The sequence below is a fragment of the Tessaracoccus yangjingae genome (assembly GCF_054483935.1).
In genome coordinates this window covers 2,958,162-2,977,993 of sequence record NZ_CM137014.1, presented here as the reverse complement: position 1 = coordinate 2,977,993, position 19,832 = coordinate 2,958,162, and the positions used below count along the sequence as shown (strand labels likewise).

At 70.8% G+C, this 19,832-nt stretch carries 15 protein-coding genes, 1 tRNA gene and 1 riboswitch; of the genes, 5 read left to right on the top strand and 11 right to left on the bottom strand.

From position 1 onward, the window contains the following. The first annotated feature begins 51 nt into the window (after positions 1–51). Complete coding sequence (gene pyk, locus ACX1D3_RS13445) at positions 52–1,476, top strand: pyruvate kinase (protein WP_458994332.1); 1,425 nt, start codon at positions 52–54, stop codon at positions 1,474–1,476. Positions 1,477–1,532: 56 nt separating this feature from the next. Here pyk and ACX1D3_RS13440 read toward each other — a convergent pair. Then, positions 1,533–1,615 (bottom strand) — tRNA-Leu (locus ACX1D3_RS13440). A gap of 135 nt (positions 1,616–1,750) precedes the next feature. Here ACX1D3_RS13440 and ACX1D3_RS13435 point away from each other — a divergent pair. Beyond that, a complete protein-coding gene (locus ACX1D3_RS13435) occupies positions 1,751–2,329 on the top strand; it encodes an ANTAR domain-containing response regulator (RefSeq protein WP_458994331.1) in 579 nt (192 codons plus the stop codon). Between the two features lie 568 nt (positions 2,330–2,897). Here the strand turns inward: ACX1D3_RS13435 and ACX1D3_RS13430 are convergent. Further along, positions 2,898–3,731, bottom strand: a complete 834-nt coding sequence (locus ACX1D3_RS13430; protein ID WP_458994330.1) for an endonuclease domain-containing protein — start codon at positions 3,729–3,731, stop codon at positions 2,898–2,900. Between the two features lie 534 nt (positions 3,732–4,265). Then, positions 4,266–4,670 carry a PaaI family thioesterase gene (locus ACX1D3_RS13425; RefSeq protein ID WP_458994329.1) on the bottom strand — a complete coding sequence of 135 codons (405 nt, stop codon included), beginning with the start codon at positions 4,668–4,670 and terminating at the stop codon, positions 4,266–4,268. Here ACX1D3_RS13425 and polA point away from each other — a divergent pair. After that, on the top strand, positions 4,669–7,383 hold the full coding sequence (gene polA / locus ACX1D3_RS13420) for a DNA polymerase I (protein ID WP_458994328.1): 2,715 nt from the start codon (positions 4,669–4,671) through the stop codon (positions 7,381–7,383). The two genes, ACX1D3_RS13425 and polA, sit on opposite strands and share 2 nt — an antisense overlap. A gap of 81 nt (positions 7,384–7,464) precedes the next feature. On the opposite strand, the gene ACX1D3_RS13415 is transcribed toward polA, so the two are convergent. After that, positions 7,465–8,223 carry a class F sortase gene (locus ACX1D3_RS13415; protein WP_458994327.1) on the bottom strand — a complete coding sequence of 253 codons (759 nt, stop codon included), beginning with the start codon at positions 8,221–8,223 and terminating at the stop codon, positions 7,465–7,467. 205 nt (positions 8,224–8,428) lie between these two features. Between ACX1D3_RS13415 and rpsA the strand changes: the two genes are divergently transcribed. Together rpsA and coaE are read left to right on the top strand one after the other, a co-directional pair. Next, positions 8,429–9,868 (top strand): 30S ribosomal protein S1, encoded by a 1,440-nt coding sequence (gene rpsA, locus ACX1D3_RS13410; RefSeq protein ID WP_458994326.1) that lies wholly within the window; start codon positions 8,429–8,431, stop codon positions 9,866–9,868. Positions 9,869–9,933: 65 nt separating this feature from the next. After that, entirely contained in the window at positions 9,934–10,587 is a 654-nt protein-coding gene (gene coaE / locus ACX1D3_RS13405; RefSeq protein WP_458994325.1) for a dephospho-CoA kinase, read from the top strand. Here the strand turns inward: coaE and gcvP are convergent. The 7 genes from gcvP to ACX1D3_RS13370 all read right to left on the bottom strand — a co-directional run bounded on the left by gcvP (position 10,530) and on the right by ACX1D3_RS13370 (position 19,794). Further along, complete coding sequence (gcvP, locus tag ACX1D3_RS13400) at positions 10,530–13,364, bottom strand: aminomethyl-transferring glycine dehydrogenase (protein ID WP_458994324.1); 2,835 nt, start codon at positions 13,362–13,364, stop codon at positions 10,530–10,532. The genes coaE and gcvP overlap by 58 nt on opposite strands. After that, positions 13,361–13,723 (bottom strand): glycine cleavage system protein GcvH, encoded by a 363-nt coding sequence (gene gcvH, locus ACX1D3_RS13395; RefSeq protein ID WP_458994323.1) that lies wholly within the window; start codon positions 13,721–13,723, stop codon positions 13,361–13,363. Before gcvH ends, gcvP begins: the two co-directional genes overlap by 4 nt. An 11-nt stretch (positions 13,724–13,734) precedes the next feature. Next, the gene (gcvT, locus tag ACX1D3_RS13390) at positions 13,735–14,847 is read right to left on the bottom strand and encodes a glycine cleavage system aminomethyltransferase GcvT (RefSeq protein ID WP_458994322.1); all 1,113 of its coding nucleotides are present in this window, start codon (positions 14,845–14,847) and stop codon (positions 13,735–13,737) included. 132 nt (positions 14,848–14,979) lie between these two features. Beyond that, positions 14,980–15,066, bottom strand: a riboswitch (glycine riboswitch). 56 nt (positions 15,067–15,122) lie between these two features. Beyond that, positions 15,123–16,121 carry an ABC transporter ATP-binding protein gene (locus tag ACX1D3_RS13385; RefSeq protein WP_458994321.1) on the bottom strand — a complete coding sequence of 333 codons (999 nt, stop codon included), beginning with the start codon at positions 16,119–16,121 and terminating at the stop codon, positions 15,123–15,125. Next, the gene (locus tag ACX1D3_RS13380) at positions 16,118–17,602 is read right to left on the bottom strand and encodes an ABC transporter permease (protein ID WP_458994320.1); all 1,485 of its coding nucleotides are present in this window, start codon (positions 17,600–17,602) and stop codon (positions 16,118–16,120) included. Before ACX1D3_RS13380 ends, ACX1D3_RS13385 begins: the two co-directional genes overlap by 4 nt. Positions 17,603–17,655: 53 nt before the next feature. After that, positions 17,656–18,708, bottom strand: a complete 1,053-nt coding sequence (locus ACX1D3_RS13375) for an iron ABC transporter substrate-binding protein (protein ID WP_458994319.1) — start codon at positions 18,706–18,708, stop codon at positions 17,656–17,658. 81 nt (positions 18,709–18,789) lie between these two features. Then, positions 18,790–19,794: a Gfo/Idh/MocA family protein gene (locus ACX1D3_RS13370; RefSeq protein WP_458994318.1), complete on the bottom strand. Its 1,005-nt coding sequence runs from the start codon at positions 19,792–19,794 to the stop codon at positions 18,790–18,792. Positions 19,795–19,832 lie beyond the last annotated feature (38 nt).

Below are 19,832 nucleotides of genomic sequence, written 5' to 3'. Positions count from 1 at the left end.
CTACCCGCCACCCCCGCTGCGCTACGGGACCCGTTCCGGTAGGGTTGCCCCGTGCGTAGAGCAAAGATCGTTTGTACCCTCGGCCCCTCCGCCGAGACCGTTGACCGCCTGATCGAGTTGCTGGATGCGGGCATGAACGTCGCCCGTCTCAACATGAGCCACGGCGACTACGAGGAGCATGGCAACCGCCTCAGGAACGTCCGGGCCGCCTCCGAGGCCACCGGCAAGACCGTGGGTGTCTTCGCGGACCTCCAAGGCCCCAAGATCCGCCTGGGCCGCTTCGAGGGCGACCAGAAGGTCCACCTCGCGGTCGGTGACCGTTTCACCATCACCATCGACGACATCCAGGGCAACCAGGATCGTTGCTCGACCACCTACAAGGGCCTCCCGGGCGACGTGAATGTGGGCGACCAGATCCTCATCGACGACGGCAAGGTCGGCCTCAAGGCCGTCGAGGTCACCGCCACCGACGTGGTGTGCGAGGTGACCGTCCCCGGCCCCGTGTCGAACAACAAGGGCATCAACCTCCCCGGCGTGGCCGTCTCCGTCCCCGCGCTGAGCGACAAGGACGAGCGTGACCTCCGCTGGGCGCTCCACCAGGACGTCGACATGGTGGCCCTGTCCTTCGTCCGCTCCGGCGACGACATCAAGCGCGTGCACGAGATCATGGACGAGGAGGGGCGCCACGTCCCCGTCATCGCCAAGCTCGAGAAGCCGCAGGCCATCGCCAACCTTCAGGACATCATCGACGCGTTCGACATGTTCATGGTCGCCCGCGGTGACCTGGGCGTCGAGCTGCCCCTCGAAGAGGTGCCGCTGGTCCAGAAGCGCATCATCCGCGCCGCCCGCAAGTGGGCCAAGCCGGTCATCGTCGCCACCCAGATGCTCGAGTCCATGATCACCAACCCGCGCCCCACCCGCGCGGAGGCCTCGGACGTCGCCAACGCCATCCTCGACGGCGCGGACGCGGTCATGCTCTCGGGCGAGACCTCCGTCGGCGACTTCCCGGTGGAGACCGTCTCCACCATGGCGCGCATCGTCGAGAAGACCGAGCGCGAGGGCCACGCCGAGATCCACATCATCGACTGGGACCCGCACACCACCGGCGGCATCCTCGCCAAGGCGGCGGCCGAGGTGGCCGAGCGCATCGGCGCCCGCTACCTGGTGGCGTTCACGAAGTCGGGTGACACGGGGCGGCGGCTGTCGCGCCTTCGTTCCCCCATCCCGATGCTGGTGTTCTCGCCCGAGCGGTCCACCCAGCAGACCATGACCCTCTCGTGGGGCGTGGACACCCAGATCACCCCGGAGTTCACGGAGCAGGAGGAGATGGTCGAAGCCGTCGACCGTCACCTGCGTGACCGCGGGATGATCGAGGTCGGCGAGCGCATCGTCATCGTGTCGGGCTCCCCGATGGGCATCCCCGGCAAGACGAACAACCTGCGCGTCCACAAGGTCAAGGAGCTCGGCGAGAGCTGAGCCACACAGACAAGGAAAGGGAGCCCCGCGGGGCTCCCTTTCTGCGTTTCAACCGGTGCCCGGGAGGGGAGTCGAACCCCTAAGGCCTTTCGGCCAGACGGGTTTGAGCCGTCCGCGTATACCATTCCGCCACCCGGGCGGGCAGGGCGTGCATCATTGTGCCACACCCCCGCCTTTCGCGCTGACTGGGCATCCTGAGGCAATGCCGAGTAGGATCAGCGCAGTATTTGCAGGCCAAGCTCTGAGCCGGCCTCGGGAAAGAAGTGACCAACGGATGAATAAGAAGCCCACTGTGATCGTCGCCGAGGATGAGGCGCTGATCCGCCTGGACCTCGTCGAGCTCCTCACCGAAGAGGGATATGACGTCGTCGGCGAGGCCGGAGACGGCGAAGAGGCCGTGAAGCTGGCCCGTGAGCTGGAGCCGGACCTGGTCATCATGGACGTGAAGATGCCCAAGATGGACGGCATCAGCGCGGCCGAGATCATCGCCGAGGAGCGCATCGCCCCCGTCGTCATGCTGACCGCCTTCAGCCAACGTGACCTGGTGGAGCGCGCGCGCGAGGCCGGGGCCATGGCCTACGTGGTCAAGCCGTTCGGCGCCTCGGATGTGGTCCCCGCCATCGAGATCGCCATGGGACGGTTCCAGGAGATCAAGGCAATCGAGGACGAGCTGGTCTCCCTGGAGGAGCGCCTCGAGTCCCGCAAGGTGATCGATCAGGCGAAGGGCATCCTGCAGCAGGACCTCGGCCTCACCGAGCCCGAGGCGTTCCGCTGGATCCAGAAGACGGCGATGGACCTGCGCAAGTCGATGCGCGACGTGGCTGAGGGCGTCATCTCCCACAAGAAGAAGTAGCGCGAGGGGTCGCGGGGAGGGGCACCACTCCGCCCCCTGCCTTGGCCGCGCGACCCGCCACCCCGCCACGCCCACTCACAGGGCACCGCCGCACTTGGCCACAGGTCACCGCGGCGCCCCAACAGAGCCCGCCCCATAGGGCACCAGGTCTGCCGCCTTGACCCCGGGATTCCCCCACATCGAGCACGACACGACGTCGGAACCGGTTTCGGGGTATGACTGCGGCGTCGATCGGCGGTTCAGGTGGACATTCGTGCCCAGTGCCGACGACCCACCCTGCCTCGCCCAGTCCCGACCCCGCCCCATCGCGTGCACGACTCGCCGTCGGAATCGGTTCCCGGGGACGACTGTGGCGCCGATGGCGGGTCCAGGCGGACATTCGTGCCCATGTCCGCCATCTCCCGCGCCCAGTTCCGCCCCCGCCCAGCCCCGCTTAGTCCAGCCCCCGTCCCAGCGCGTGCACGACTCGCCGTCGGAATCGGTGTCCGCGTACGACTGTGGCGCCGATGGCCGGTCCAGGCGGACATTCGTGCCGCGCTGCACGAGGCTCGGTGACCTGACCAGGAGATCACGGCCGACGGCGACCCGTGCGGCAGGCAATGGCCCGGATGTCGCCGAGCACGTCCTCCCACTGCGTGAGGACCTGAACCCAGGTGAGCCGGATGGGGATCAGGCCGAGGGTTGCGGCGACGCGGTCGCGCCGTCGGTCCTCCTCGAAGCCCTCGTTTCCGCTGTGGAACTCCCGCCCATCGGTCTCCACGATCAGTCGTCGTCCGATCATCATGTCGACGCGTCCGAGGCCAGGCACCGGCACCTGGATCCGAGGGCGGAAGCCGGACGTGCGGAGGCGCTGCCGCGTGATCGACTCGAGCGGCGACTCTGTCCGGGAGTCGGCCCTGGCGAGCAGGTCACGAGCGTGAGGGCTGTGTCCGTCAAGAAGCGTGGTCAGCTCCGCGCGTGTCAACAGCTTCCGGTGGAGCACGCAGTCCATTGCCATCACAGCCTCCTCGTGGCTGTGATGCCGGATCGCGGCGGCGAGCGCGGCGGGAATCTCATCGAGGGGCTTGAGCGTCGGTCCGGATGGGCTGAAGCAGAGCCTGGCCCCTGCGGGCAGTTCGCGTCTGCGCATCCCATACTCACCGCGTCGGAGGTGCAGTCCACTGGTGGGCATGGTCCACAGCCCGTGGGCGGCGAGCGCCGAGACGCAGGTGAGGGTGGCGTCCGCCCGCGCTGCAGCGACCACCTCTGCGTTGGCGTCGGCGCGCGCGTATCGACTTCGGTCGATTCGCACCAGCGAGCCGTCGAGCTCAGCCGCTTCGATCCGCCGTCGGGACATGCCCTCGGCCAGAAGCTCCTTGCGCGTGACGACGCCGCCAGCGCCCCGGGAATGGTAGATCCTCACCCCTCCTTGCTCGTGAGTGGACAGACCATTCTTCCGCCCCTCTCCTGCCCTGTGGACAACGCATGGTGAGCACGACACGCCGTCGGGAGTGACGGTCGTGGTCCTCGGGTGCATCGGGGTGCGCTTGAGGCGGCGTGTCGTGCGCGGTCGGGGCGAGGCGACAGAGGTGGGGGCAACGGGGGTGGCGCCGCGAACGGGTGCCGAGCCGAGGGCTGGCTGTGCACGAAACGCCGTCTGATGCGTGGGTCGAGGGCCGTGGCGGCGTCGGGGTGCGGACGAGGCGGCGTGTCGTGCGCGGTGTAGGGCGGCGGGCGGGGGTGGGTGCCCGAGCGACGGTGTGGCTGTGCACGAATAGCCGTCGGGTGTGTGGGTCGTGGGCCGTGGCGGCGTCGGGGTGGGGTTCGGTCGGCGTGTCGTGCCCGGTGCGCGGGGGGCGGTTGAGGCGGCGTGTCGTGCCCGGTGCGCGGGGGCGGTTGAGGCGGCGTGTCGTGCACGCCCTCGCGACGACGTGGCGGGTGCGGCGCCGTCGTGGCCCTAGCGCGGCAGCTGGATCATCTGGCAGGTGAGGCGGCCGACGGCGGTGGTCCGGCCCTTGTCGTCGACCACCTCCACCGAGTAGGAGACCACGCGGCCGCCTAGGTGGATGGCGGTGGCGGTGCCGGTCACGCGGCCGGACTTGGCCGCCCGTACGTGCGTCACGTTGAGGTCGACGCCCACACCGACCCGGTCGGGGTACCCGTACGTCATCGCGCACATCGACGCCAGGGTCTCGATGAGCACGCCCGAGGCGCCGCCGTGCAGAAGCCCGAAGGGCTGCTGGTTGCCCTCCACGGGCATGGACCCCACCGCCCGCTCCGGCGACAGTTCGGTGATCTCGACCCCCAGCTTGTGGTCCAGGGGGGAGGTGACGGTCGCGAGCCAGGGGGGCACATGGTTCATGGGCCGACTCTGCCACACCTTCGGTAGGCTCGCCGATGTGAGTGACTCGGGCAAGCTGCTGTTGATCGACGGCCATTCGGTGGCCTACCGCGCGTTCTTCGCGCTGCCCGTGGAGAACTTCGCCACCACGACGGGCCAACACACCAACGCGGTGTTCGGCTTCACGTCGATGCTCATCAACGTGCTGCGCGACGAGCAGCCCACCCACCTCATCGTGACCTTCGACGTGGCCCGAGAGTCCTTCCGCACCGAGCAGTACCCCGAGTACAAGGCCAACCGCTCGAAGTCGCCCGACGAGTTCAAGGGACAGGTGGCGCTGGTCAAGGACGTACTCGACGCCCTCAACATCCCCTACCTCGAGAAGCCGGGATACGAGGCCGACGACCTCATCGCCTCGCTCTCCACCAAGGCGGAGGCGGAGGGCTACGACGTGTTCATCGTCACCGGTGACCGCGACGCCATGCAGCTGGTCTCGGACCACGTCACCGTGCTCTACCCCCGCAAGGGCGTCTCGGATCTGGCGCGCATGACGCCGGAGACCGTCACCGAGAAGTACCTGGTCCCGCCGGCGCGCTACCCCGAGCTGGCAGCGCTGGTGGGGGAGACCAGCGACAACCTGCCCGGCGTGCCAGGCGTCGGGCCCAAGACGGCGGCGAAGTGGCTGGAGCAGTACGACGGCCTCGACAACCTCGTCGCCCGCGCGGAGCAGGTCCCCGGCAAGGCGGGGGAGTCGTTCCGGGCGCACCTCGACGGCGTGGTGCGCAACCGGCGCCTCAACGCGCTGGTCCGCGACCTCGACCTCGGGCTCCCGCTCCACGAGGCCGCCAGGCGCGACTGGGACCGCGAGCGCGTGCACCAGCTCTTCGACGCGCTCGAGTTCCGGGTCCTGCGCGAGCGGCTCCTGGAGCTTGCCCCGGCCGAGCCCGTCGCCACCGAGTCCTTCGCGGTCGAGGGGTCGCGGCTCGGCGCGGGGGAGGTGGCTGACTGGCTCGACGAGCACGCCACCACCCGCACTGCCCTGCATCCAGTGGGGCAGTGGGGCGGGGGCGCGGGGGACATCACCGCCCTCGCGTTCGCCGCGCTCGACGGTGCCGGCGCATACCTCGACACGGCGGACCTGACGCCCGAGGACGACGCGGCGCTGGCCGCGTGGCTGGCCGACCCGTCGCGCGGGAAGCTGCTGCACGGTGCGAAGGGTCCGATGCTGGCCTGTTGGGCGAGGGGCTGGAACCTGGCCGGCGTCGTTCAGGACACCCTTCTGGCCGCGTACCTGCTGAGGCCTGACCAGCGCACCTACGATCTGGGCGACCTGGTGGTGCGCTACCTGCAGCGCGAGCTGTCGGCCGAACCGAGCGCCGCGGACGCGCCGCAGGCGGCGCTGGACTTCGGTGACGCGGATGACGGCTCGATGGACCGGGCGCTGCTGCACGCCCGCGCGGTGTTCGACCTGGCCGAGGCGCTCGAGGGGCAGCTGACCGAGCGCAACGCGGCCACGCTCATGGCCACCGTCGAGCTGCCCCTGCAGCGCACGCTCGCCGAGATGGAGCGGACCGGGGTCGCGGTGGACGTCGACAGGCTGCAGGCGCTCCGGGACGAGTTCGACGGCGCGGTCGCGGCCGCCCAGCAGGCCGCGTACGACGTCCTGGGCCACGAGGTGAACCTCGGATCGCCCAAGCAGCTCCAGACCGTCCTCTTCGAGGACCTGGACATGCCGAAGACCCGGCGCACCAAGTCGGGCTACACCACCGACGCCGAGGCGCTCGAGCAGCTCTTCGCCAAGACCGAGCACCCCTTCCTGGGTCACCTGTTGGCCCACCGCGACCAGATCCGGCTGCGCCAGACCGTCGACGGGCTCCTCGCCGCGATCCGCGACGACGGCCGCATCCACACCACCTACGTGCAGACCATCGCGGCCACCGGGCGCCTGTCCTCCACGGACCCCAACCTGCAGAACATTCCCATCCGCACCTCAGTCGGGCGGCAGATCCGCTCCGCGTTCGTGCCCGGCACGGGCTTCGAGGCGCTGATGTCGGCGGACTACTCGCAGATCGAGATGCGGCTCATGGCCCACGCCAGCGGCGACGAGGGCCTGATCGAGGCGTTCACCTCCGGCCGCGACTTCCACAACGAGATGGCCTCCCTCGTGTTCCGCGTGGAGCCCGAGGGCGTGACCGCCGAGATGCGGGCCAAGATCAAGGCCATGAACTACGGGCTGGCCTACGGGCTCAGCGCGTTCGGGCTGTCGAACCAGCTGAAGATCTCCGTCGGCGAGGCCAAGGTCCTCATGGAGGACTACTTCACGCGCGTCGGCGGCGTCAGGGAGTACCTGTCCTCGGTGGTGGAGGAGGCTCGGAAGCGCGGCTACACCGAGACGATGCTCGGCCGCCGCCGCTACCTTCCCGACCTCACCACCACGAACCGGCAGCGGCGCGAGATGGCCGAGCGGGCGGCGCTGAACTCACCCATCCAGGGTTCGGCGGCGGACGTGATCAAGGTGGCGATGATCAACGTGGCGCGCGCCGTCGCGGAGCAGGGGTTGGCCAGCCGGATGCTGCTTCAGGTCCACGACGAGCTCGTGTTCGAGGTGGCGCCGGGGGAGCGCGAGGAGCTGACCGCGCTGGTGCACGCCGAGATGACGGGCGCGTTCTCGCTGGCGGTACCTCTCGAGGTCTCCGTCGGGGTGGGCGACTCCTGGCAGTCGGCCGCCCACTAGTCGGGCGTCGGAGGTTCGCCGAGAGTCACGCCCTAGTGGCGCGCCTTGCTGCCTTCCCCGGGCCCGACGAACGGCCGACGCTCAGGCGGCCGCCGTCACCGGCGTGGCGTAGAAGAAGATGCGCGAGTCCCAGGTGCCGGTGGCCTTCGTGTAGTCCCAGCAGATGATGATGGCCAGCTGCGGCTCACCCTCGTAGTCGATCATCACGTCGCTCTGCGGGTCGTAGTCCGCGACCCACACCTTCGTCGCGCCGGTGAACTCGTAGCACTGGACCTTGCCGTCCTCGCCGTAGAGCTTGATGAGGTCGCCCTTGGCCAGCTGGGGCTCCCCGTCGGCGAAGAGCTCGTTGCCGAGCGCCTTGCCGGTGCGGTAGGTGTGGATGGACAGCAGCGCTTTCCCCTGGTCGCTACCCGGCATGGGGCCGGCGTTCCACCAGGAGGCGGTCCGGGCCTCGTCCTTCGGCGGAGCCGCGATGTTGCCGTCCTCATCCAGGTTGAGGGAGACCACCCGCTCGTCCGCGCCGACGGCGGGGATGGCGAACCGCGTGGGGACGAACCCGCCACCCGGATCGGTGCAATCGGCGGGCGCCGAGCTCGTGGGTGACGCCGCCGGCGAGCTGCTGCCCGCCGGCGCGGAGGAGGCCAGGGACGGCGAGGGCGAGGGCAGCCCGGGCGAGGGGGAGGCGGCGACCGACACCGGCGGTGACGACGGCGCGGGCAGGGCATCGGTCTGCCCACCTCGCGGGATGATGAGCGCGATGAGGGCCACGACGGCGAGCGCAGCGGCGAGGACGATGAGCAGGGGGAGGCGGGATCGCGTCGGCGGCGGATCGGTGGTCACCCGCCCAGCTTATGCAGTGGCCGGCCCGGCCCGAAACGACTAGGCTTCGGAGGTCGCGGACCATGCCGGGATCAGGTTGCTCTGAGTCGGCATGGGGGCTAGGCTGGGCGGGCACTGTGGCCTGCGTTTCCTCGGACGGAGCAGGGACCGCGCGTTTCACGACAGGGTCGCTGTGCGCACACATCTTTTTCGGAGTCCTTACTACATGACCTCCTCCACTGAGGCGTCGACGGTCGCCGTCGACGACTTTGCGACCCAAGAGGAATTCCTCGCCGCGGTTGACGCAACCATCAAGTATTTCAACGACGGGGACATCGTCTCCGGCACAGTCGTCAAGGTCGACCGGGACGAGGTCCTGCTCGACATCGGTTACAAGACCGAAGGCGTCATCCCCTCCAAGGAACTCTCCATCAAGCACGATGTGGACCCGTTCGACGTGGTCCAGGTCGGTGATGTGATCGAGGCCCTGGTCCAGCAGAAGGAGGACAAGGAGGGTCGGCTGATCCTGTCCAAGAAGCGGGCTCAGTACGAGCGCGCCTGGGGCACGATCGAGAAGGTCAAGGAAGAGGACGGTGTCGTCACCGGCCACGTCATCGAGGTGGTCAAGGGCGGCCTCATCGTCGACATCGGCCTCCGCGGCTTCCTGCCCGCGTCGCTGGTCGAGATGCGTCGCGTCCGCGATCTCCAGCCCTACGTGGGCATGGAGCTCGAGGCCAAGATCATCGAGCTGGACAAGAACCGCAACAACGTGGTCCTGTCCCGCCGCGCCTACCTCGAGCAGACCCAGTCCGAGGTGCGCCAGACGTTCCTCACCGGGCTCCAGAAGGGCCAGATCCGCAAGGGTGTCGTCTCCTCGATCGTCAACTTCGGCGCCTTCGTCGACCTGGGCGGCGTGGACGGCCTCGTGCACGTCTCCGAGCTGTCCTGGAAGCACATCGACCACCCCAACGAGGTTGTCGAGGTGGGCATGCCCGTCACCGTCGAGGTGCTCGAGGTGGACATGGACCGCGAGCGCGTGTCCCTGTCGCTCAAGGCCACCCAGGAAGACCCGTGGCAGACCTTCGCGCGTCTGCACCAGATCGGGCAGATCGTGCCCGGCAAGGTCACCAAGCTCGTCCCGTTTGGCGCGTTCGTCCGCGTCGGCGAGGGCATCGAGGGCCTGGTCCACGTGTCGGAGCTGGCCGAGCGTCACGTCGAGATCCCGGAGCAGGTTGTCTCCGTGGGCGACGACCGCATGGTCAAGGTCATCGACATCGACCTCGAGCGTCGCCGCGTCTCGCTGTCGCTGAAGCAGGCCAACGAGGGTGTCGACGTCGCCGCTGACGACTTCGATCCGCTGCTCTACGGCATGCAGGCGTCCTACGACGAGCAGGGTAACTACATCTACCCCGAGGGCTTCGATCCGGAGACCAACGACTGGAAGGAAGGCTTCGACGAGCAGCGCGCTGCCTGGGAAGCCCAGTACGCCCAGGCTCACTCGCTGTGGGAGGCCCACAAGCGTCAGGTCGAGTCGGCCGAGACCGCGGACCGCGACGCGGCCGTCCTCGCCGGCACCGGCTACACCACCGAGTCCGAGGGGTCCGGCGAGCTCGCCTCGGACGAGACCCTGCAGGCTCTGCGGGACAAGCTCACCGGCGGTCGCTGAACCAGCCACCCGGAGGGGCGTCGATCCGATGAGGATCGGCGCCCCTTCGGCGTACCATGACCGCCATGACCCGCATCGCACTGACCGGGGGCATCGCCTCCGGCAAGTCCATGGTCGCCGACGAGTTCGCCCGCCTCGGGGCGCTCATCGTCGACGCGGACCTGCTGGCCAGGGAGGTGGTGGCACCCCACTCACCCGGGCTTGAGCGGATCGTCCAACGGTTCGGCGTGGGCATGCTGCGCGAGGACGGCACGCTCGACCGGGCGCGGCTGGGGGACCTCGTCTTCGTCGACGACGACGCCAGGGCGGACCTCAACGCCATCGTCCATCCGCTCGTGAGGGAGCGTTCGCAGCAGCTGTTCGCGGCGGCACCCCCGGGGAGCGTGGTGATCGAGGTGATCCCGTTGCTGGTCGAGACCGGCCTCCACCAGGCCTTCGACCACGTGATCGCGGTGGACGCGCCCACCGAGATCCAGGTCCGACGCCTCATGCAGCGCAACGGCATGACCGCGGACCAGGCCCGGACGCGCGTGCGCATCCAGGCGAACCGGGAGGACCGGATCGCCGCCGCGGACTGGGTCATCGACAACTCCGGCGACCAGGCCAGCACCGTGCGCCAGGTCGAGGAGCTCTGGCCCGAACTGCGGCGGCTAGCCGGCGGTCAGGACTCCGAACCCTCCCAGGGCGGGCAGGCGCAGACCAGGTTCCGGTCGCCGTAGGCGTTGTCCACGCGGCCGACGGGGGGCCAGTACTTGTCCACGCGGAACGAGCCGGCGGGGAAGCAGCCCTGCTCACGGGAGTAGGGCCGGTCCCACTCCGCCACCAGGTCCTCGACGGTGTGCGGGGCGCGCCGCAGCGGCGAGTCGGCGGCATCGATCCCGCCGGCCACCACCTCTCCGGCCTCGCGCGCGATGTCCAGCATCGCGGTCACGAACCGGTCGAGCTCGGCCAGGGTCTCCGACTCCGTGGGCTCGATCATCAGCGTGCCGGGCACCGGGAACGACATCGTCGGGGCGTGGAACCCGTGGTCGACGAGGCGCTTGGCGATGTCGTCGACCGTCACCCCGTGCGCCGACCAGGCCCTCGGGTCGACGATGCACTCGTGCGCCACCCGGCCGTTGCGGCCGCGGTAGAGGATCGGGTACGCGTCGCCCAGCCGGGCGGCCAGGTAGTTGGCGCTGAGGATCGCCACGCGGGTGGCCTGCGTCAGCCCCGCGCCCCCCATCAGCAGGACGTAGGCCCAGGAGATCAGCAGGATGGAGGCCGAGCCGAGGGGCGCCGCCGAGACGGCCCCCGGCTCGCCGGTGCGCGGGTCGCCAGGCAGGAACGGAGCGAGGTGCTCCTTCACGCCGATGGGGCCCATGCCCGGGCCGCCGCCGCCGTGGGGGATGGCGAAGGTCTTGTGGAGATTCAGGTGGCTGACGTCTCCGCCGATGTCGCCCGGGCGGACGAGCCCCACCATGGCGTTCATGTTGGCGCCGTCGATGTAGACCTGCCCGCCGTGCCGGTGCGTGATGTCGCACACCTCGCGGACCGTCTCCTCGAACACGCCGTGGGTCGACGGGTAGGTGATCATCACGGCCGCGAGCGCGTCGCCCGCCTCGGCCGCCTTGGCGGCGAAGTCGGCCAGGTCGATCTCGCCGTCGTCGGCGGCCTTGACCGGCACCACGCGCATCCCGGCCATCTGGGCCGAGGCCGGGTTGGTGCCGTGGGCCGAGGTGGGGATGAGGCACACGTCGCGCGCGTCCCCCCGCGAGCGGTGGTAGGCGGCGATGGTGAGCAGGCCCGCGTACTCGCCCTGGGCGCCGGAGTTGGGCTGCATGGAGAACGCGTCGTAGCCGGTGATCGCGCACAGCCGGCTCTCCAGGTCGGCCACCAGTTCCTGGTAGCCGGCCGCCTGGTGGGCGGGCGCGTACGGGTGCAGCGCGCCGAACTCGGGCCAGGTAAGGGCCGTCATCTCGGCGGCGGCGTTGAGCTTCATGGTGCAGGACCCCAGCGGAATCATCGCCCGGTCGAGCGCCAGGTCGCGGTCGCTGAGGCGCCGCATGTAGCGCATCATCTCCGACTCTGCGCGGTTCATGTGGAACACCGGGTGGGTGAGGTAGGCGCTGGAGCGCAGCAGCGCGTCCGGGAGCGCGGGGGTGGCGGTGAGCTGTGGACGCACGTCGATCCCGAAGGCGTCGAGCACCCTCCACAGCACGTCCAGGTCCGTGGTCTCGTCGACCGAGATGCCCACCCGGTCCCGCCCGACGCGGCGCAGGTTGACGCCCCGCTGCTCGGCGGCCGCGAGGATGCCGGCCTGCCCGACACCGACGCGCACCGTGACGGTGTCGAAGAAGTGCTCCGGCTCCACCTCGGCGCCGCCCGCGCGGAGCGTGGCGGCCAGCGTCGCGGCCATGAGGTGCGTGCGCTCAGCGATGGCTCGCAGCCCGACCGGCCCGTGGAACACGGCGTAGAACGACGCCATCACGGCCAGGAGCGCCTGCGCGGTGCACACGTTCGAGGTGGCCTTCTCGCGCCGGATGTGCTGCTCGCGGGTCTGCAGCGCCAGACGGTAGGCCCGGTTGCCGCGGGCGTCCACCGAGACGCCCACCAGCCGGCCCGGCATGGTGCGCTTGAGCTCGTCCCGGCAGGACATGAACGCGGCGTGCGGGCCGCCGAAGCCCATCGGCACCCCGAAGCGCTGCGCGGATCCGACGGCGATGTCGGCGCCCATGGCGCCGGGTTCGGTGATCAGGCACAGGGCCAGCAGGTCGGTGGCGACGATGGACACGCCGCCGGCGGCGCGGACTGCGGCGCACTCGGCGGTGAGGTCGCGCACGTGGCCGTGCGTGCCGGGGTGCGCGAAGATCGCTCCGCAGAGGCCCTCGCCCGCCTCGAAGGTGTCGACCGGCCCGACGACGAGCTCCAGCCCGAGCGGCTCGGCGCGGGTGGCGAGCACGGAGAGGACCTGCGGGTGCAGGTCGTCGGCGGCGAAGAACCGGTGGCCCTTGGACTTGGCGGCGCGCTTGGCCATGCCCATGGCCTCGGCCGCCGCGGTGGCCTCGTCCAGCAGGCTCGCGTTGGCGATCGGCAGCCCGGTCAGGTCCTCGACCATGGTCTGGAAGTTGAGCAACGCCTCGAGCCTGCCCTGCGCGATCTCCGGCTGGTACGGGGTGTAGGCGGTGTACCAGGCGGGGTTCTCCAGAACGTTGCGCTGGATGGCAGGGGGCGTGACGGTGCCGTAGTACCCCTGCCCGATCAGCGAGGTCAGCACCCGGTTGCGGGAACCCACCTCCCGCAGGCGCTGGAGCAGCCGGTACTCGGTCAGCGGCTCCCACGGCAGCGGATCGGCCTGCCGCAGGCCCGACGGCACGGTCTGGTCGATGAGCTCCTCGAGCGAGCCGACGCCCACAGCGGCGAGCATCCGGTCCATCTCGGCCGGGCTCGGGCCGATGTGGCGCCGGTTGGCGAAGTCGTCCGGGTCGTACCCGACCCGCTCCCAGCGGCCCGTCATGCGCCGGTCCGCGCGCGGTAGGCGTCCTCGTCGAGGAAGCCCTCGAGGTCTGCCGGGTCGTTGACGGTCATCCGCACGAACCACGTGCCCTGGGCGTCCTCGTTCACGGCTCCCGGGTTGTCCACGAGCTCCTCGTTGACCGCGGTCACCGTGCCGCTGACCGGGGCCATGATCTCGGAGGCCGCCTTGACGGACTCGATCACCACCAGCTCGGTGCCGGCGGCCACCTCGGCGCCCACCTCGGGTAGTTCGATGAAGACGATCTCGCCCAGTTCCTCGGCGGCGAAGTCGGTGATGCCGATGGCGACCTCGGCGCCGTCGGCGTCCAGCCACTCGTGGGTCTCGGTGTAGTGGATCATGGCTCTGCTCCTCAGCGCTTGTAGGACGGGGTGATGAAAGGGAGGTCGACGAGGGTGACGGGCACGCGCTTTCCGCGCAGCTCGGCGTGGACGGTGGGGCCGGCGCCGGCGGGCAGCATCCCCATCGCGATCGGGTGCCCGACGCTCGGGCCGAAGCCGCCGGACGTGACAGTGCCGATCTGCTCGGAGGAGGTGTCGTCGGCGTAGAGCGCGACGCCCTCGCGGATGGGCGCGCGGCCCTCGGGGCGGAGGCCGCGGCGCACCCGGGAAGGGCCCGCGCTCAACTCGGCCAACACCCGGTCCGCGCCGGGGAAGCCGCCCTCGCGGGCACCGCCCGTGCGGCGCACCTTCGGCACGGCCCACCCGAGGCCGGCCTCCGCGGGAGTGATGTCCGGGGTGAGGTCGTGACCGTAGAGCGGCATCCCGGCCTCGAGACGCAGGGAGTCGCGGGCGCCCAGGCCGGCGGGAAGCACCCCGTCGACGGCGAGCAGGGCCCTGGCGAAGCGCTCGGCGTCGGCGGCGGGCACGGAGATCTCGAAGCCGTCCTCGCCGGTGTAGCCGGACCGCGACACCCACACCTCGCGACCCTCCCACTCCATGGGAAGGGAGTCCATGAACGACGTGTCGACGACGGCGGGGATGAGGCCGGCGAGCGCGCGCTCCGCCTCGGGCCCCTGCAGCGCCAGCAGCGCGCGGTCGGTGAGGTGCTCGATCGTCACGCCGTCGAGCCGCGCCAGCCACGACAGGTCGTGCGCGGTGCGGGCGGCGTTGACCACGAGCAGGAACCGGTCTCCGTGGTGGGAGACCATCAGGTCGTCGAGGATCCCGCCGTCGTCGTCGGTGAACAGCGCGTAGCGCTGGCGGTGCGGGGCAAGGCCCACGATGCTGGCCGGCAGCAGGGTCTCCAGCGAGGCGGCCGCGTCGGCCATGTCGCCGGACGAGGGGCGGACGAGGACCTGGCCCATGTGGGACACGTCGAAGAGGGAGGCGTGGGCCCTGGTGTGCAGGTGCTCGGGCATCACGCCCGCGAACTGGACCGGGAGCTCCCAGCCGGCGAAGTCGACCATGCGGCCACCCAGCTCGGTGTGCAGGCCATGGAGGACGGTGGCCCTCGGTGCGGTCATCTGGCGCCCCTTCCGCCGGGAACCCGGCGCTCTCGGGTGGGCCGATCCCACCCTGGCGCCCCCTCTGTCCCGTGTGCCTGAGATCTTGCCATCCGTCGGCGGGCCCTGGTGGGCCTCTTTCCAGAGTGTCCTGCGATACCCACGGTCCTGGGGCCTGAGAGATTCCGGGGCGGTTGCTCCTTCGGCACCGGCCGAGGCCGGTTCTCCCGTGGGTTGGCCTCATCCTAGGCGATCTGGCGCACTCCTGGCGAGCAGCCGGGGTGGGGCGGACTGGCTCAGGCGGCGGCGAACAGCGCCGCCTGCGACACCGCGATCCTCACCCGGTCTCCAGGCACGCACGCCGCGCGCTGCACCCGGGCGACCATCTCGATGCCGCCCGGCAGGTCGCAGAGCGCCACGTCGGCGTCGTGGCCGTAGAACGTGACGTCCGCCACGCGGGCAGACACCGGGCCGAGCGGGTCGAGGGTGATCTGCTCGGGGCGCACCACGACGCGCCCGAGGCCGTGCGCCGGGGTGGTCAGCGGGATCGGGCCGATCGGGGTGACCGCCGACATGCCGTCGGCCTCGGCGTCCAGGAGGAACGCGTCGCCGGCCAGCAGGGCGGCGGCGGGGCTGACCGGGTGGTCGTAGACGGCGCTCGGGGTGCCCTCCTGGATGACGCGGCCGTCGGCCATGAGGATCAGGTGGTCGGCCAGCGACAGCGCCTCCTCGCGGTCGTGCGTGACCAGCACAGCCGAGGTGCCGGCCTCGTGGAGCACGCGGCGCACGTCCGCGCGCATGGAGGTGCGGGTGGCGGCGTCGAGCGCCGAGAACGGCTCGTCCAGCAGCACCAGGTCGGGCTCGACGGCGAGCGCGCGGGCCAGGGCCACGCGCTGCGCCTGCCCGCCTGAGATCTCGTGGGGCATCCGGTCGGCGAGCGGCTGCAGGCCGACGAGGTCGAGCATGTCGGCGGTGCGGCGGCGCTTGGTGCGGCCGCGGACGCCGAAGCCGATGTTCTCCGCCACGGTGAGGTGCGGGAACAGGGCGCCCTCCTGGGGGACGAGCGCGATGCGTCGGCGCTGGGCGGGGACCCCCGTCAGGTCGCGCCCGCCCAGCCGCACGGTGCCGGAGTCCGGCCTTGTGAGGCCGGCGATGATCCGCAGCAGCGTGGTCTTCCCGCAGCCCGACCGCCCGAGGATCGCGGCCAGGTGACCCCTGGCCACCGTGAGGTGGACGTCGCGCAGCACCTCGGTGCTGTCGAACGAATGGCCGACGCCGTGCACGACGAGGCTCATGTGGTTCTCCTTCCGCGCTCGGTGAGCGTGAGGGCCAGGGTGGCGAGGACCGCCGTGAGAACCAGCGCCACGCCGTAGGGCGCGGCGGCGGCGTAGGAAAGGTTGTCGGTGTGCATCCACAGCCGGGTGGCGAGGGTATCCACGCCCGTCGGCTTGAGCAGCAGGGTCGCGGGGAGCTCTTTCATGGCGGTCAGGAGCACCAGCACGAAGCCGGACAGCACCCCGGGCGCGGCCAGCGGCAGCGTCACCCTCACGAACGTCGCGACGGGGGCGAGGCCGAGGGTCCCGGAGACGTCCTCCAGGGCGGGGGAGCTCTGCATCACGGCGCTGCGGATGGAGCCCACCGCCAGCGGCGCGAAGAGCACCAGGTAGGCCAGCACGAGGACCGGCACCCGCTGATACCAGGGCTCGAGGAACCGGACGGAGAAGAACACCAGCGCCAGGGCCACCACCAGCCCCGGCAGCGCGTGCGCGACGTAGAGGCTGTGCTGGGTCCAGGCGGCGGCGCGGGAGCGGGAGCGCCCCGTCAGCCAGCCCACCGGCAGGCAGACGAGGACGATGACGGCGGCGGCGACCGTGCAGATCCACAGGGTGGACCAGGCCGCGGAGGCGAGGTCCGGCCAGTCGATCCCGGCGCTGCGCCCGACGAATGACCAGCCGGCGACCACGGCGAGGGGGTAGCCGAGGCTCAGGACCAGCACGAGGCCCGCGGTCAGGGTGGCGGGGGCGGACCACCTGCGCAGGTGGACCCGCTGCTGGTGCCGGTGCACGGTGGCGTCGGACCTTCCGGCGCGCCCGCGCATCCTGATCTCGGCCCAGGTGATGGCCAGCGTGCATGCCATGAGCACCAGGGCCAGCACCGCCGCCGTCGTGCGGTCGAAGGAGGCCCGGTAGCTCATGAAGATCGCGCGCGTGAACGAGTCGTAGCGCAGCAGCGAGACCGCGCCGAAGTCGGAGAGCGCGTAGGTGGCTACCAGGAGCGCGCCGGCGGCCATGGACGGGCGCAGGTGCGGGAACGTGACCCGGCGGAACACCTGCCAGCCCGTGAGGCCGAGGGTCCGCCCGACGTCCTCGGCGTTCTGGTTGGCCCGCCGCAGCGCGGCCGAGACGGACAGGAACACGTAGGGGTACGTGCCGAGGCCGAGGATCAGCACGGCCCACCAGAAGCCCTCGGCGCGCACGGTGGAGACCCACGCGTAGGCGGCCACGTAGCTCGGCACCGCCAGCGGCAGGGCGAGCGCCGCCCGCCAGAAGCGACGGCCGCTGAGGTCCGTGCGCTCCACCAGGAACGCAAGGCCGACCCCCAGGACGCAGGCGAGGGCCGTGACGGCCGCGACGAGCGCCAGCGAGTTGGCGAGCAGCTCGCCGACCCTGCTCTCGGCGAGGATCCGGACCAGCTCCGCCCGGCCGGCGTCGCCGGCGCGCAGCACCAGGTAGAAGCCGGGGATGAGGGTCACCAGGACGACCAGCAGCGTCCACACCCACAGCGCGAGGCGCGGCAGGTGCGGACGCTTGATGGCCGCGGCGACGGTGCTCAGATCAGTCCGACCTTCCTGAGCAGATCCTGCGTGGCCGCGAGGGAGTCCAGGTCGTTGAGGTCCACGCCGGCCTGGCTCGAGGCGTCGATCGGTGCAAGGTCGAAGGGGCTGGTGATCCCCGCGACGACGGGATACTCCGCGGTCTCCTCGGCGAAGTAGCGCTGCGCGTCCTCGCTCACCAGGAACGCAGCGACCTTGGCGGCGGCCTCCTGGTCCTCGGCGGAGGCGAGGATCCCCACGCCTGCGACGTTGAGCAGCGCGCCCGGGTCTGCCGGGTCGAGGTAGACCAGTTCGGCGGTGACGTCGTCGCCCTTCTCGGCAGCCAGCTGATGCCAGTAGTAGTGGTTGATCAGCCCGATGCCGATCTCACCCGAGTCCACCGCCTCGAGGACGGCCGTGTTCTTCTCGTAGGTCTTCGGCTCCAGCTCCTGCAGGGACGTGAGCCACGCCTCAGCCTCCTGCTCGCCCTTGGCCACGCGCAGCGCGGTGACGAAGGTCTGGAAGCTGGCGTTCGTCGGGGCGATGCCGATCTGTCCGCGGTTGGCAGGGTCGAGGATCTCGTCGATGCTCCGGTAGTCGATCGCGGCCGGCGACACCTCGGGGTTCACGGCGAGCACCCGGATGCGGCCCGACGTCGCGACCCACAGGCCGTTGGGGTCGCGGTAGGCGGGCTCGACCGTCTCGAGGATTTCCTCGGGCATGGGCGCCAGCAGTCCGGCCTTGCCCAGCTCACCCAGCGCGCCCGCGTCCTGGGAGAAGAACAGCGACGCGGGGGAGCGGTCGCCCTCCTCCAGCAGCTGGCCGGCCAACTCGGCGGTGCCCGCGTAGCGGACCTCGACCTGCACGCCGGTGGCGGACTCGATCTGCTCGAGCAGCGGGGAGACGAGCTCCTCGCTGCGGCCGGAGTACAGGGTGAGGCTGGCCGGCTCAGCGGAGCCGGAGCCGGAGGCCGAGCCCGGGCCAGGCGCGGCCGCCGGGTCCTGCGGGGCGCAGGCGCCGAGGGCCAACAGGCCTCCGGCGAGTGCGACGGCGAGGGTGGTGCGCAACATATGAATAAGCTCCTGAGAACATTGCGAAATTGTGTTCTGAGGTAACCCTAAGTGGCGGATGCGCACCTCCGCAACACGGTGTCAGTCCGTGGACCAGGGCACCGCCCGCCGTGGCTCGAGACCGGCGGCCCGGTAGCAGGCGTCGATGACGTCCATGGTGGCCACCGAGTCGGCGGCGTCGACCAGCACCACCGGGCCGCCCTGCTCCACCGCGGCGACGAACGCCGCGAGCTGCGCCCCGTAGCTGGTCACGTCGGCCGCGACCTCCTCGGTGGTGGTCACACCGTCGACGGTGAGCGTCAGCGAGTTGCCGCCGTGCGGCTTGACGAAGCCCTCGATCGCCAGGCTGCCCCGGGTGCCCTCGACCAGGGCGCTCTGCCGCTCCGTGTCCTCCAGCAGCGAACTGGAAGCCGTCGCGGTGATCCCTCCCGGGAACTCGAGCCGGGCGGTCAGCGCCTCGTCGATCTGACCCCCGTCGACCCGTCGGGCCTCGGCCGACACGACGGTGGGCTCGGCCTTCAGGAGGGTCCGCAGCAGGTGGATGGAGTAGCACCCGAGATCCATGGTGGAGCCCCCGGCCAGGGCCCAGTTGTAGCGGATGTTGCTCCGGTCAGGCAGCGTGACGTCGAAGACGGCGCTGGCCGAGGTCACGTCTCCGATGACGCCCGCGGCCAGCAGCTCCTCGGCGCGACGCACGAGCGGGTGGTGCCGGTAGTGGAAGGCCTCCATCACCACCACGGGTAGGCCCGCGACGGCGTTCACCACCCGGCGGGCCTCGTCGGCGTTCGAGGCGTATGGCTTCTCCACCAGCACGTGCTTGCCGGCGCGGGCCGCCCGGACCGTCCACTCGGCGTGCGCGGAGTTGGGCAGCGGGATGTAGACGGCGTCCACGTCAGGCGAGGCCAGGAGCTCGTCGTAGGAGCCCAGGACCTGCTCGATGCCGTGTTCCGCGGCGAGCGCCTCGGCGCGCGCCCGGTCCCGGGCCGCGACGGCGGTCAGCCGCACGTCCGCCGATGCGTGGGCAGGGGCGATGAGGGCCGAGGGGGTGATCCCCGCGGCGCCGAGGATGCCGAAACGCACTGTCATGATGGCCTCTCTGTCGGGTGTGGCGGGCTTCAGTCTAG

What these genes read in the sequence shown, in the direction of transcription:
- ACX1D3_RS13435 (WP_458994331.1), top strand. Translation starts at nt 1,751, where the DNA reads ATGAATAAGAAGCCCACTGTGATCGTCGCCGAGGATGAGGCGCTGATC.
- polA (WP_458994328.1), top strand. Translation starts at nt 4,669, where the DNA reads ATGGGCCGACTCTGCCACACCTTCGGTAGGCTCGCCGATGTGAGTGAC.
- ACX1D3_RS13425 (WP_458994329.1), bottom strand. Translation starts at nt 4,670, where the DNA reads ATGAACCATGTGCCCCCCTGGCTCGCGACCGTCACCTCCCCCCTGGAC.
- rpsA (WP_458994326.1), top strand. Translation starts at nt 8,429, where the DNA reads ATGACCTCCTCCACTGAGGCGTCGACGGTCGCCGTCGACGACTTTGCG.
- coaE (WP_458994325.1), top strand. Translation starts at nt 9,934, where the DNA reads ATGACCCGCATCGCACTGACCGGGGGCATCGCCTCCGGCAAGTCCATG.
- gcvP (WP_458994324.1), bottom strand. Translation starts at nt 13,364, where the DNA reads ATGACGGGCCGCTGGGAGCGGGTCGGGTACGACCCGGACGACTTCGCC.
- gcvH (WP_458994323.1), bottom strand. Translation starts at nt 13,723, where the DNA reads ATGATCCACTACACCGAGACCCACGAGTGGCTGGACGCCGACGGCGCC.
- gcvT (WP_458994322.1), bottom strand. Translation starts at nt 14,847, where the DNA reads ATGACCGCACCGAGGGCCACCGTCCTCCATGGCCTGCACACCGAGCTG.
- ACX1D3_RS13385 (WP_458994321.1), bottom strand. Translation starts at nt 16,121, where the DNA reads ATGAGCCTCGTCGTGCACGGCGTCGGCCATTCGTTCGACAGCACCGAG.
- ACX1D3_RS13375 (WP_458994319.1), bottom strand. Translation starts at nt 18,708, where the DNA reads ATGTTGCGCACCACCCTCGCCGTCGCACTCGCCGGAGGCCTGTTGGCC.
- ACX1D3_RS13370 (WP_458994318.1), bottom strand. Translation starts at nt 19,794, where the DNA reads ATGACAGTGCGTTTCGGCATCCTCGGCGCCGCGGGGATCACCCCCTCG.